At 61.4% G+C, this 13,582-nt stretch carries 9 protein-coding genes and 1 riboswitch; of the genes, 5 read left to right on the top strand and 4 right to left on the bottom strand.

Annotated elements, in window-relative coordinates; all coding sequences use genetic code 11:
* The first annotated feature begins 359 nt into the window (after positions 1 to 359).
* Entirely contained in the window at positions 360 to 1,946 is a 1,587-nt protein-coding gene (tyrR, locus tag BRD58_RS09610; protein WP_073382540.1) for a transcriptional regulator TyrR, read from the top strand.
* Between the two features lie 49 nt (positions 1,947 to 1,995).
* On the opposite strand, the gene tpx is transcribed toward tyrR, so the two are convergent.
* The gene (gene tpx, locus BRD58_RS09605) at positions 1,996 to 2,499 is read right to left on the bottom strand and encodes a thiol peroxidase (protein WP_012848696.1); all 504 of its coding nucleotides are present in this window, start codon (positions 2,497 to 2,499) and stop codon (positions 1,996 to 1,998) included.
* Positions 2,500 to 2,716: 217 nt separating this feature from the next.
* Between tpx and BRD58_RS09600 the strand changes: the two genes are divergently transcribed.
* Both BRD58_RS09600 and BRD58_RS09595 read left to right on the top strand, forming a co-directional pair.
* Positions 2,717 to 4,333, top strand: a complete 1,617-nt coding sequence (locus tag BRD58_RS09600) for a peptide ABC transporter substrate-binding protein (protein ID WP_069578674.1) — start codon at positions 2,717 to 2,719, stop codon at positions 4,331 to 4,333.
* A gap of 544 nt (positions 4,334 to 4,877) precedes the next feature.
* The gene (locus BRD58_RS09595) at positions 4,878 to 6,062 is read left to right on the top strand and encodes a L,D-transpeptidase family protein (RefSeq protein ID WP_073382535.1); all 1,185 of its coding nucleotides are present in this window, start codon (positions 4,878 to 4,880) and stop codon (positions 6,060 to 6,062) included.
* A gap of 202 nt (positions 6,063 to 6,264) precedes the next feature.
* Here the strand turns inward: BRD58_RS09595 and BRD58_RS09590 are convergent, their stop codons facing one another.
* The 3 genes from BRD58_RS09590 to cobD all read right to left on the bottom strand — a co-directional run bounded on the left by BRD58_RS09590 (position 6,265) and on the right by cobD (position 9,755).
* Entirely contained in the window at positions 6,265 to 6,501 is a 237-nt protein-coding gene (locus tag BRD58_RS09590; protein WP_005285548.1) for a major outer membrane lipoprotein, read from the bottom strand.
* Positions 6,502 to 6,801: 300 nt separating this feature from the next.
* Positions 6,802 to 8,214, bottom strand: coding sequence for a pyruvate kinase PykF (gene pykF / locus BRD58_RS09585; protein WP_012848688.1), 1,413 nt, complete (start codon positions 8,212 to 8,214; stop codon positions 6,802 to 6,804).
* A 464-nt stretch (positions 8,215 to 8,678) separates the two neighbouring features.
* On the bottom strand, positions 8,679 to 9,755 hold the full coding sequence (gene cobD / locus BRD58_RS09580; RefSeq protein WP_073382530.1) for a threonine-phosphate decarboxylase CobD: 1,077 nt from the start codon (positions 9,753 to 9,755) through the stop codon (positions 8,679 to 8,681).
* Positions 9,756 to 9,958: 203 nt separating this feature from the next.
* A riboswitch (cobalamin riboswitch) is annotated at positions 9,959 to 10,138 on the top strand.
* A gap of 188 nt (positions 10,139 to 10,326) precedes the next feature.
* Here cobD and BRD58_RS09575 point away from each other — a divergent pair.
* Positions 10,327 to 11,868 (top strand): cobyric acid synthase, encoded by a 1,542-nt coding sequence (locus BRD58_RS09575; RefSeq protein ID WP_012848686.1) that lies wholly within the window; start codon positions 10,327 to 10,329, stop codon positions 11,866 to 11,868.
* Positions 11,869 to 11,923: 55 nt separating this feature from the next.
* Positions 11,924 to 12,982 (top strand): nicotinate-nucleotide--dimethylbenzimidazole phosphoribosyltransferase, encoded by a 1,059-nt coding sequence (gene cobT, locus BRD58_RS09570; protein WP_069578669.1) that lies wholly within the window; start codon positions 11,924 to 11,926, stop codon positions 12,980 to 12,982.
* Positions 12,983 to 13,582 lie beyond the last annotated feature (600 nt).

The following is a 13,582-nucleotide window of genomic DNA, read 5'->3' as shown; positions in this document are numbered from 1 at the left end:
GATTGTATACCGCAACCTTGGCGCAGGGTATGGCCGCGCGCATGGATGCATGAGCTATGCCAGCCTTCCGCGATCTTCGGCTAAAATGTATGATAAATGTATGGTAAGATACTGTACGCGTTGGCTTACGCCCATGGCATCCCGAGCTCCGCGGCGCCCGCGCCGGCGATGGGGCGCTCGACGTAGGTCAACGGCGCTCATCAACCGATGAAAATCGGGGAAGATGACTGGCATATAACAGAAAAATCTGTCAACTTTGGGTGACAGGTAATAGCTTCAGCCGCTGTGCTGGTGGTTTGGGCAAACAACGGCTGTTTTTCGCGTACACACGCAGCATAAGCAGAGTAAGGTCAAAACTAATGCGTCTGGAAGTTTTTTGTGAAGATCGTATCGGTCTAACGCGTGAACTGCTGGATCTTCTCGCCGCCCGTAATATTGATCTGCGCGGCATTGAGATTGATACCATCGGGCGAATTTATCTGAACTTTAATGAGCTGGATTTTGAGGTATTCCGTCAGCTGATGGCGGAGATCCGCCGCATCAGCGGGGTAACCGACGTCCGGACCGTGCCGTTTATGCCCTCCGAGCGCGAGCACCGGGCCATGTGGGCGCTGCTGGAGTCGCTGCCGGAGCCGGTCTTCTCCATCGACATGAAGGGCAAGGTCGAGCTGGCCAACCAGGCGGCGCTGTCCCTGTTTGCCACCAGCGAGGAGAAAATCTGCCACCAGACCGCGGCGACGCTGATCGGCGGCTACAACTTTATGCGCTGGCTGGAGGACGATGACGTCGCGCCGCACAGCGAGAAGGTGGTGATCCGCGGCCAGGATTACCTGATGGATATCATGCCCATCTATCTGGACGACAGCAAACAGACGCACCGCACCCCGGTTGGCGCGGTGGTGGTGCTGAAGTCGGCGGTACGCATGGGGCGTCAGCTGCAGAATCTGGCGGTGAACGACAACAGCGAGTTCGACCATATCATCGGCGTCAGCCCCAAGATGCGTCAGCTGCTGGAGCAGGCGCGTAAGCTGGCGATGCTGGATGCGCCGCTGCTGCTGGTCGGCGAGACCGGCACCGGCAAAGATGTGCTGGCCCGCGCCTGCCATCTGCGCAGTCCGCGCGGTAAAAAGCCGTTCTTGGCCCTGAACTGCGCCGCGCTGCCCGACGAAGTGGCGGAGAGCGAACTGTTCGGCCATGCACCGGGCGCCTATCCCAATGCGCTGGAAGGCAAGAAGGGCTTCTTTGAACAGGCTAACGGCGGCACCGTGCTGCTGGATGAGATCGGCGAGATGTCGCCGCGCATGCAGGCCAAGCTGCTGCGCTTTCTTAATGATGGAACCTTCCGCCGCGTCGGCGAGGAGCACGAGGTACGCGTCGACGTGCGGGTGATCTGCGCGACCCAGAAGAACCTGATCGATCTGGTGCAGCGGGGGCTGTTCCGCGAGGATCTCTACTATCGTCTCAACGTCTTAACCCTCAATCTGCCGCCGCTGCGCGAACGCACGCAGGATATCATGCCGCTGACGGAGCTGTTTGTCGCGCGCTTTGCCGACGAGCAGGGGATGGCGCGGCCTAAGCTGGCGCCGGAGCTGAGCGCGTTTCTCAGCCAGTATGGCTGGCCGGGCAACGTGCGTCAGCTGAAGAACGCCGTGTACCGCGCCCTGACGCAGCTGCAGGGCTACGAGCTGTGCCCGCAGGATATCGTGCTACCGGAGTTTGAGGCCGAGATGGCGCTGGGTGACGAGGTGCTGGACGGTTCGCTGGATGAGATTTGCAAACGCTTTGAGCGTTCTGTGCTGACCCGCCTGTACCGTAACTACCCGAGCACCCGTAAGCTGGCTAAACGGCTGGGCGTTTCCCATACCGCCATCGCCAATAAGCTGCGTGAATACGGACTGAGTAGCCGCCGTCATCAGGATGCCGATCCCCATCACGAGGGGGAGTAAAGGCGTGTGACGCCGTAGCGCAGCCCGCGCTACGGCGCCGATTAAGACGTTACTTCAGCGCGGCCAGGGCGGCCTCGTAGTCTGGCTCGTCGGCGATCTCCGCCACCAGCTGGCTGTAAATCACCCGATTCTCACCATCCAATATCACCACTGCCCGCGCCGTCAGTCCGGCCAGCGGTCCCTCCGCAATCGCCACGCCATACGCCTGCTTGAACTCGCCGCCGCGCAGGGTGGAGAGGGTAATCACGTTATTCAACCCTTCGGCGCCGCAGAAGCGTGCCTGGGCGAAAGGCAGGTCGGCGGAGATGCACAGCACGACGGCGTTAGTGGCCTCGGCGGCCAGCTGGTTGAAGCGCCGCACCGAGGTGGCGCAGACTCCGGTGTCAATGCTGGGGAAAATATTGAGAATTTTACGCTGCTGACCGAAGCTGGCCAGGGTCAGATCTGCCAGATCTTTCGACACCAGGGAGAACGGCTGCGCCGCTTCGCCGGGGCGTGGAAAGTGACCGTCGAGCGTGACCGGTGTGCCACGGAATAAAACAGTCTGCGTCATAATGCTCCCTCTTGTTTCTGGATTGTTAATAATGGGGCAGTGTATGCCAATTGCGGCGCCGTGAATAGGTGATTTATGTTAAAGTTTTGTTTCTCGGCGTGGTGGTCCCGCCCGGCAATAATTAAAAGTGGTGATGAATGCGCGCTTCAGGCAGAGTAGGGGCATAGCGCCAACCGGGCGCCCTTGGGGCAGCGTGACCAACACAGGATAGTGAACGATGCAGCTTTTTCGTCTGGCCGCCGCGGCGGCCATTGGGGTCGTCGTCAGTAACGGCGCCCTGGCGGCGCAGGTGCCGCCGGGCACCGTTCTGGCGGAGACGCAGAGCGTGGTACGCCATCTGAAGGATGAGCCAGTATCGCTGGATCCCGTCGCCGCCGTCGGATTGACGGAGGCGCAGGTGCTGCGCGATCTGTTTGAGGGGCTGGTTAATCAGGGGCCGGACGGCAGCGTCCAGCCCGGCGTCGCCTCCGCCTGGCAAAGTAAGGATCAGCAGCGCTATGTCTTTCAGCTGCGCGATACGGCGCGCTGGTCTAACGGCGATGCCGTCACCGCCTATGACTTTGTTTATGCCTGGCGACGTTTGGTCGATCCGCAGACCCACTCCCCCTTTGCCTGGTTTGCCGAGACGGCGGGGATCGCCAACGCCGCGGAGATCGTCAGCGGTCAGCTGCCCCCCGATCGGCTGGGTGTAACGGCCCCGGATGCCCGTACGCTGGTGGTACAGTTGAATCGCCCGCTGCCCTATTTCCCACAGCTGTGCGCCCATTTCAGCCTGTTCCCGCAGCCGCAGAAGGTGGTCGAGCGCTACGGCCAGGCGTGGACGCGCCCGGGTAACCTGGTGGGCAACGGCGCTTTCCAGCTGGCGCAGCGGGTGGTCAACGAACATATCGTGCTGACGCCGAACCCCTATTACTGGGATCACGCCCAGACCCGGCTGACCAGGGTGACCTTTGTTCCGATAAACCAGGAGAGCGCGGCGACCAAACGCTATCTGGCCGGGGATCTGGATATTACCGAGTCTTTTCCAAAAAACATGTATCAGGCGCTGAAAAAGCGCATTCCCGACGAGGTGTTTACGCCGGTTCAGCTGGGCACCTACTACTATGCGTTCAATACCCGCCGGGCGCCGCTGAACGATGCGCGGGTGCGACGCGCGCTCTCCTATGCCATCGATCGCGAGATCATCGCCGGCAAGGTGGTGGGCAGCGGGGAGAAGCCAGCCTACCGGCTGACGCCGGATGTGACCGATGGCGTGGTGCCGCAGCCGCTGCCGATGCAGCGGATGAGCCAGGCGGAGCGTAACCGTCAGGCGCGGGCCTGGCTGCGCGAGGCGGGCTACGGGCCATCGCGCCCGCTCCGGCTGACGCTGCTGTACAACACGGCGGAGAATCACCAGAAAATTGCCATCGCCGTGGCATCGATGTGGAAAAAGAGCCTGGGGGTTCAGGTCAAGCTGACCAATCAGGAGTGGAAAACCTACGTCGATAGCCGTAACAGCGGCCAGTTTGACGTGGTGCGTGCGTCGTGGATTGCCGACTATAACGAGGCCTCCAGCTTTCTGGGGCTGCTGGGGAGCCGCCACAGCGGCAATCTGAGCGGCTTTAGCCAGCCGGCATACGATGCGCTGCTGCAGCAGGCCGCGCGGGAGGGCAATGGGCAGACGCGTAGCGCCATCTACCAGCAGGCAGAGCGCATGCTGGCGGAGGAGGCGCCGATCGCTCCGCTGTACCAATACACCAATGCCCGCCTGATTAAGCCCTGGGTAAAGGGGTATCCCATCAATAATCCAGAGGATGTCGCCTACAGCCACCAGCTGTATATCCTACAGCACTAGCCGGTATTATTCCGCGGGAGGGTGATATTTTCCGCGTCGGGCCGTGGCGCTAAAATAAGCGCGCCATGGCCATTCTATTATGCTTATTTAAGTAAAAAGCATATTTAACGTATTTTCCTGGAGGGTGCCGTGCAAATAGGCGCTCAGAATAAAGCAAAAAATAATGTTTTATTTCATTCTGTGTCTGCAATGGCGATAAAAATAGGCCTCATTTCCCCTCTGACGCATCATTTCATCTTAGAGGGCCAAAACTGACGCTTTGGGCTGCGCCGTGCCCTCGGCGCGCAGGTGGCAGGCGATGCGCCGGCGCATTTTCTCCCGTCGTTCGCCCAGCGCGAAGGTCCGCGAAGATGTTGCCGGCTATACTTTGGTAATCATTTGAAAACAAGTGTAAATTGCAGAATTATTTAGAGCAATGCTGGCAGAATGAATTGCCATTACGTAAGTAAATATTAATATTTGTGTTGAGCGCCTGCGGCTGTCGCCCCAGGCCGGTATCCGGCGCGGCGGCGTCGGTGGACACAGAACAGATCGGGAACCCAGCATGAAACGTGCATTGACTGCAGTAAGCCTTGTGCTGTCGCTATGGATGGCGGCAGGGAGCGGCGCCCACGCGGCGGACTATCCATTGCCGGCGCCGGACAGCCGCCTTATCGGCGAAAACTTCACCTACACCGTTCCCCGCGACGGCAAGCCGCTGGAGGCGACCGCTGCACGCTTTCAGATAGGGCTGTTGGGGATGCTGGAGGCCAATCCCGGCGTGGATCCCTTCCTGCCTCGACCGGGCAGCGAGCTGATCATCCCCGCCCAGATGCTGCTGCCGGACACGCCGCGTGAGGGGATCGTTATCAACCTTGCCGAGCTACGTCTGTTCTACTATCCGCCGGGAGAGAATCGGGTGGAGGTATATCCGATCGGCATCGGTCAGCTGGGGCGCAATACGCCGGAGATGGTGACCCGAGTCTCTCAGCATATCAAGGACCCGACCTGGACGCCGACCGCCAATATCCGCCGCCACTATCAGGCGCAGGGGATCAGCCTGCCGGCGGTGATGCCCGCCGGGCCGGATAACCCGATGGGGCGCTTTGCGCTGCGTCTGGCCGCCCAGGGCGGGGTCTACCTGATCCACGGCACCAACGCTGACTTTGGCATCGGCATGCGGGTCAGCTCCGGCTGTATCCGCCTGCGTCCGGGGGATATCGAAGCGCTGTTTCGCAGCGTACCGGGCGGCACCCGGGTGCAGATCGTCAATCAGCCGGTGAAGACGTCGGTAGAGCCGGACGGTAAGCGCTATGTCGAGGTGCACCAGCCGCTGTCGCGCACCGAGCGCGACGATCCGCAGACGATGCCGATCGCGTTAAACGGTCGGGTATCCGCCTTCGCCACCAGTCCGCTGACGGATCGCGCGGCGTTTGACGAGGCGATGGCGCGACGCTCCGGTATGCCGGTGCTGGTGAGCCATGCTGCACCGGCCAGCAGCGCAGCCTCTGCCATCGCGCCGGTCAGCGCCGCGACCCCGGCTAATGCGCCGGCCAGCAGCGCAGCCTCCGCCATCGCGCCAGTCAGCGCCGCGACCCCGGCTAATGCACCGGCCAGCAACGCAGCCTCCGCCAATGCGCCGGTCAGCGCCGCGCCCCCAGCCAATGCACCGGCCAGCAACGTAGTTCCCGTCACCGCGCCGGCGCCGATCGACGCCGCGATCCCCGAGGCGGTATTAAACGGCCGCTAAGGGGGCTAGGAGCACTCGGCGTATCTTAAGGGGAGGGGTTACCTCCCTTTTTTTCTACGTATCATAGCGCGGCGCAGAGCGCGCTGTGTGGGTGAGGGCGGCGTTGAACGGTAGCGACGTGCTAGAGGTGAGCGGTGAGAGGGCGCGATAGAAATAAAAAAGGCGCACCGAAGTGCGCCTTTTTCGCTCAGCTCAAGAAATCTTATTTCTTGTAAGCGTGAGCCATGTTGTCCAGACGCTGGTTAGCGCGAGCTGCGTCGTCTTTAGCAGCCTGAACGTCAGCGCGCATTGCGTTCACGTCAGAAGACAGCTGGTCAACTTTGGTGTTCAGAGTCTGAACGTCAGAAGACAGCTGGTCGATTTTAGCGTTGGAAGAGCAGCCAGCCAGCAGAGTAGAACCCAGGATAACAGCGCCCAGTACCAGTTTAGTACGATTCATTATAAAACCCTCTAGATTGAGTTAATCTCCATGTAGCGTTACAAGTATTACACAAACCATTTTCTAAAGAGAATAAATTTTTCATGCTAAAGCGGTTTATTTTGATCGTTCGCTCAAAGAACCACCTTGTTTTGCGGGAAGGTTAAAAAAGAGAGACAAAACAGGTCGCTTCTATTGGAATCTTCTTATTTCGCTATTCAGTTAATTCTATTAATAATATCAATTCAAGAGATAAAAATGTTGTACCAGGATAAAAAAAGCGCCGCAGAGCGGCGCTTGAATTTAATTATTTTTGTGCTATCAGAGCACGTGTACTGAGGCGGTGTTGGTGGTGCCGCTCGGTACCAGTGCGCCAGAGACCATGACGACAACGTCGCCTTTCTGCGCCAGACCACTTTCCAGGGCAGCGTCTTTACCGATGCGATAGAAATCGTCGGTAGAGGCGATCTCTTTGACCATCATCGGGATGACGCCTTTGCTCAGGATCAGCTGACGGGCGGTGACCGGGTTGGTGGTCAGGGCCAGGATCATCGCATCCGGGAAGTACTTACGGACGGCCTTGGCGGATTTGCCGCCGGCGGTGGCAACGACGATCAGCGGGGCATCCAGCTTCTCGGCGGTCTCTACCGCGCCGCGGCATACCGCTTCGGTGATGCGCAGCTTACGTGAGTCGTGCAGGGTGTCGATACGGCTCTGCATGACGCGATCGGTACGCTCACAGATGGTCGCCATGATGCCGACGGCTTCCAGCGGGTATTTACCCTTGGCGCTTTCGCCGGACAGCATGACGGCGTCGGTGCCGTCGAGGATGGCGTTGGCAACGTCACCGGCTTCCGCACGGGTCGGACGCGGGTTTTTGATCATGGAGTCCAGCATCTGGGTCGCGGTGATGACCACTTTGCGGGCGCGGTTGCATTTTTCGATCATCATCTTCTGCGCGAAGATAACTTCTTCTACCGGGATTTCCACGCCCAGATCGCCACGGGCAACCATGATGCCGTCGGAGGCTTCCAGAATTTCGTCGAAGTTGTTCAGGCCTTCCTGGTTTTCGATCTTGGAGATGATCTGGATCTGCTCGCCGCCGTGGGCCTTCAGGTGCTCACGGATTTCCAGTACGTCGGCGCGCTTACGGATGAAAGAGGCGGCGACGAAGTCAACGCCCTGCTCGCAGCCAAAGACCAGGTCGCGCTTGTCTTTTTCGGCCAGCGCCGGCAGCTGGATAGACACGCCCGGCAGGTTAACGCCTTTGTTCTCGCCCAGGTCGCCGTTGTTCAGAACCTTGCACACCACGGTGCTTTCGGTGACATCGGTCACTTCCATGCCGATCAGGCCATCGTCCACCAGCACGGTGTTGCCGATGCGCAGGTCAGCGGCGAAGCCCGGGTAGGTGACGGCGACGCGGTCGCTGTTGCCGATGACGCTCTGGTCGGTGGTGAAGGTGAAGGTCTGGCCGGCGGTCAGGGAGACGTCATTGCCGCCTTCCAGCTTCATGGTGCGGATTTCCGGGCCCTTGGTGTCCAGCAGGATAGCGGCTTTCTGGCCGGTCTTCTCCATGACAGCGCGCAGGTTTTTGATGCGCTGGCCGTGTTCTTCATAGTCACCGTGGGAGAAGTTCAGACGCATTACGTTCATGCCTGCGTTCAGCAGTTTACCCAGCATCTCTTCGGATTCGGTCTTCGGACCGATGGTGCATACGATTTTGGTCTTTTTCATGACATTCATTTCTGCAAGTTGTGATGGATTGGAAAAAGCTTACTCCCACCGCCAATGGCTGGGAGGACAGGGGGTAAAACAGGTGATGCGAAAATAGAACTACTAAGAAGAATAGGCGACAGCCGACGTGCCGGGGCAAAAAATGCGTGCCCGTGGGGAGGTGACCAGTGCAAAGGCCGCGTTGTTATGTAGTAGGCGCTGCGACGAATCAAGGGCTGAAACCATTCAACAAAATTGACGCCGGGTATTATACGTATTTAAACGCAAGAAAGACAACGAATTTGGATAGCGAGCGCGCAATGATGAAAAAAGCGTGCGCAAAGGCTGCTTTCGTTGCGCAACCACGCGCTGTTAAGTGCGTAAGGTCACACTCTGCCGCGATCGGCGCGCCCCGGATGAGGCCGCCGGGTGCGGGGCGTGGGCAGCCCCCGCTCAGCCCCCCGGTCACCGCGCGCCGGCGTGCGTTAGCCTTCGCTGAGGCAGGCGCGCATAGCGGCGATCAGCCGCAGGTTGTCTGGACGCAGGCGCACGCAAACCCGGTAATAGCGCGAGTCCAGCCCCGGGTAGTCGGCGCAGCGGCGGATCAGCAGGCCGTGGGGCAGCAGGGCCTGCTGCAGGCATATCTGCGGGCGGTCGCAGCGCAGGAACAGATAGTTGGCGCGACCCGGCCACACCTGAAGCGACGGCAGCGCCGACAGCGCCGAGTGCAGAAAAGGGCGCTCCTGCGCCAGCCAGCGGTGGGTGGCCTGCTGATAGGCGCGGTCGCGCAGCACGACCTCGCCGGCCAGCGCCGCAAAGGCATTGATGCTCCAGGGCATCTGTCGCGCCCGCAGCCGCGCGGTCAATGTCGCATCGGCGCTCAGCAGGTAGCCCAGGCGCAGTCCGGCGATGGCGTAAAACTTGGTCAGGGAGCGCAGCACGCAGAGGCAGGGGAAGCGCGCCAGCTGCGGGATCATCCCCGCCCGCTCGGTGATAAAGTCCCAAAAGGCCTCATCGACGATCAGGCGGATGCCCAGGCGCTGGCAGCGCTCCGCCAGCGCCAGCAGCAGCGTGGGATCGGGGGTGAGTCCGGTCGGGTTATTGGGCGTACAGATGAAGAGGCAGTCCAGATCGGCCGTCAGCGCCGCCAGCAGATCCTCATCCACCTGAAATCCGTTCTCGGCCTTGAGCGCGTGGGTCTGAATGGCGCAGCCCACCCGCTGCAGCGCCCGACGGTATTCGGCGAAGCCGGGCGTCAGCAGCAGGGCGCACCGCGGACGCAGGGCATCGGCCAGGGCAAAAATCAGCTCTGTCTCGCCGTTGCCGGCGACGATCCAGGCGGCGTCGACGTCGTGATGGGCGGCGAGGGCGCGGTGCAGCGCGCGGTACTCAATGTCGGGATAGGGCTGGGCCAACGCCAGGTGGTCGTGCAGGGCCTGGCGCAGGCTGTCGGGCATGCCCAGGGGATTAATATTGGCGCTAAAGTCGGTGAGGCTAAGTGCGCTGACGCCCAGGCGCTCTGCGACGCCGAGAACGTCGCCGCCGTGCTGGCTGTGTAACATTGCGGTGCTCCAAAAGGGAGGCCGGCTCAGCGCACCGTCGTCACGGCGGGCGTCTGCCCCCTCGATTAATGAGTGGCCCCTGATCGGGTGAAATCTGCGCACGGGGCGTCTTGAGTCTGTCCATCAGCCCCCGTCGATAGGGGTAAGGCTACTCTTTTGATGATTTTGCTGTAATTTATGCGCTACGGGCGCTTTTCTGCAAGCGCCCGCAGGTGCACGACGGTTTACCGACGCGATGCGTTCGGGAAGGAGGTGTGACTCCTCCGCAGCCCCCGCTGCTGTGATGCCGACGACCCCGCAGAATGCCACTGATCGCCAAGATTGGGAAGGCGCGGGCGAGAGTGAGGCTAAGCCAGAATACCGGCCGTCATGCCATAACGTAGCAATGCCCTCGGTGGGAGGGGATGGGCTGGGTCGGACGTCGCCGCAGGGCGCCGTTCGCGCTGGCGCATGACCAACCCGCTTCGGCGGGTTTTTTTATGGGGTAAACAACGATGAGAATGCGACGGTTTGGCGCCAGCGGTCACCGCGCCTTTATCGGTTGGCCGCCGCGCGTCCTGGGGGAGGGAGCATGACCCTCTCGATCATGATACAGGGCACCGCCTCGGACGCGGGGAAAAGCGTTCTGTGCGCCGGGCTGTGCCGGGTGTTCTCCCAGGATGGCTACCGGGTGGCGCCGTTTAAGTCACAGAATATGGCGCTGAACTCCGGGATCACCGCCGACGGCGGCGAGATGGGACGCGCGCAGATGATGCAGGCCGAGGCCGCCAAGATAGCCCCGGACGTGCGGATGAACCCGATCCTGCTTAAGCCCACCAGTGACTGTCATGCCCAGGTGGTGCTGATGGGACGGGTGCTGCAGGATATGGATGCCGTCCACTATCACCGCCATAAGCCTCAGCTACTCGCGCAGGTGGCGCGGGTTTACCGCGAGTTGGCCCGTCAGGTCGACATCATGGTGTTGGAGGGGGCTGGCAGTCCGGCGGAGATCAATCTGCGCGATGGCGATATCGTCAATATGGGAATGGCGGAGGCGATCGACGCGCCGGTGCTGCTGGTGGCCGATATCGATCGCGGCGGCGTATTCGCCTCTATCTATGGCACCCTGGCGCTGTTGACGCCGCCGGAGCGCGCGCGGGTCAAAGGGGTCATCATCAACAAGTTCCGCGGTGACGTGACGCTGCTGACCCCGGGCCTGCGCCAGATAGCGTCCCTTACCGGCGTACCGGTGCTGGGCGTCGTACCGTGGCTGACGCTCGATTTGGATGACGAAGACGGCGTGGCGCTGCAGCGCGGCAAATACCGGCACGCGGGGGAGAGGGCGCTGGAGATCGCGGTGCTGCAGCTCCCCTATATCGCCAATTTTACCGATTTCTCGCCGCTGAACGCCCAGCCGGACGTCACCCTGCGCTATGTCACGGAGCACGATGAGATTGGCCAGCCGGATCTGTTGATCCTGCCGGGTAGCAAAAGCACGCTGGCCGATCTGCGCTATCTGCGCGACAGCGGCCTGGCCCATCAGATCCTCTGCGCCCACCAGGCCGGTACGCCGATTCTGGGCATCTGCGGCGGCTACCAGATGCTGGGGCGGCGGATCGTCGATGGGGTTGAGTCGACGCAGGCGGCCATGAGCGGTCTGGGGCTATTGGACTGCGAAACCCGTTTTGCCCGGGAGAAAACCACCGCGCAGGTGCGGGGCGCGTCGCTGGGCGGGTTGCCCGGTCCGTGGGCGGGGTGCAGCGCGATTCCGCTGGCGGGCTATGAGATCCATATGGGGGTGACTCAGCGCGGCGCCGGATGTTCCCCGTTCTGCCGCCTGCTGTCGGTCAACGGGGCGGCGGACGATCGGGAGGAGGGCGCCATCAGCGCCGATGGTCTGGTGATGGGCACCTACCTGCACGGGCTGTTTGATACTCCGGCGCTAACGCGAGCGCTGCTCGATGCGCTGCGCGAGCGTAAGGGGCTGGCGCCGGACGGTGGTCCGCGCCTCAACTACGCTGCCTGGCGTGAGCAACAGTTTGACGGGCTGGCGGCGGCGCTGCGCGAGCATGTGGATATCGCGCGCATCTATCAGCTGATGCGCGACCACGCGCGCGGTGCCTCGTCATCATGATGACGCGAACACGCTCCACGGAGCGCATGACATTAACCTTAAGAGATACGCAACGATGACCCATTATGCACAGGCGCTGGCGGAGATCGTCGCCGCCATTCGTCCGCTGGACGACGCGGCACAGGCGCAGGCGCGCCAGCGCCAAGACAGTTTACTGAAGCCCCCCGGCAGTCTAGGACGGCTGGAGCAGCTCGCCGTTCAGCTGGCCGGGATCACTGCGCCGCGGCCGCCGACCGTGACGAAGAAACAGATCTTCGTTATCGCCGCCGATCACGGAGTATACCAGGAAGGGGTCGCCATTTCGCCGCAGGCGGTGACCGCCATCCAGGCGCACAATATGGCGCTGGGGATCACCGGCGTGTGTGTGCTGGCGCAGCAGGCCGGCGCCGCCGTCACGCTGGTGGATGCCGGCATCGACGCCGATCCCCTGCCGCAGGCGGTCAATATGCGCATGGGGCGGGGCTGTGGCAATATTGCGCACGGCCCGGCGATGAGCCGAGCGCAGGCCGAAGAGCTGCTGGTGCGCTGCGCCAGGCTGGCGATGGCGCAGGCCAAGGCGGGGGTCGATCTGATGGGGATCGGCGAACTGGGCATCGCCAATACTACGCCGGCGGCGGCGCTGGTCAGCGTGCTGACCGGCAGCGCGCCGGCGCAGACGGTGGGGCTGGGCGCCAACCTGCCGGCCGATCGTCTACGGCATAAGGTGGCGGTGGTGGAGCAGGCTATCCGTATCAACGCGCCCGACCCCCAAGACGGCGTGGCGACGCTGGCGGCGCTGGGCGGGTTCGATCTGGTCGGCATGGCCGGCGTGATGATCGGGGCCGCGGCGGCGCGGGTTCCGCTGGTGCTGGATGGCTTTCTCTCCTATGCCGCGGCGTTGGCCGCCTGCCGGATCGCACCGGGGGTACATCCCTATCTGATCCCGTCGCACCATTCGGCGGAGAAGGGGGCGGCGCTGGCGCTGGCGGCGCTGGGGCTGACGCCGTACCTGCATATGGAGATGCGCCTCGGGGAGGGAAGCGGCGCGGCGTTGATGATGCCGATCGTGGAAGCGGCCTGCGCCGTTCATCAGCGCATGGGGCTGCTGAGCCAGAGCAATATTGTGCTGCCGTAGCCGCGCGCGAACGGAGTGTCCCCGGTATTGACCCGCGGCGATCGAGGTGCGTAGATATCGAGATCGTCGCGGTACGGGGTGGGGAATAATCGGCGGGCGGTCATGACCTTGTCATGAATATGACGATGAGATTCCATATCATTATTTGTTGAATATGCCACAAACGCCCCGCGCTTATTTGTGCTGTGTCTTGCTGAAATGTTGCGAAAAAGTTTATTGGATATGCCATAAATATATTGCGCCGCGCTATTCTCGCTCTGGATTAATGGTGGTGATTCATTGAATATGCCATTAAAAACCGGTTCATGTTAGCCGGGCTAATCTGTAGTGATCCCCGTTGCTGGCGCGGTGAGAGGAGATATGCCCGATGACAGGGGGCGGATGTTGCAGCGCATCGCGCGCGTGGCGCGCCGCGCAGGGCGGCGGGGCGCCCTAATAATGGAATAAAGCAATGATGCGCTATACTATTATCGGCGTTGACGATGTATTATTGCTTTATCTGGTTATGCTATTTTTAATTTACCCGTTTTCCCGGTATATATTGACGCAACATCTGTTCACATTTATTTATCATGACGGCGTCAGTAGTGGGGAAATAAT

This window comes from Edwardsiella piscicida, assembly GCF_001896205.1.
GTDB classification, from domain to species: Bacteria; Pseudomonadota; Gammaproteobacteria; order Enterobacterales; family Enterobacteriaceae; genus Edwardsiella; species Edwardsiella piscicida.
This window is presented reverse-complemented; position numbering and strand designations above follow the sequence as displayed.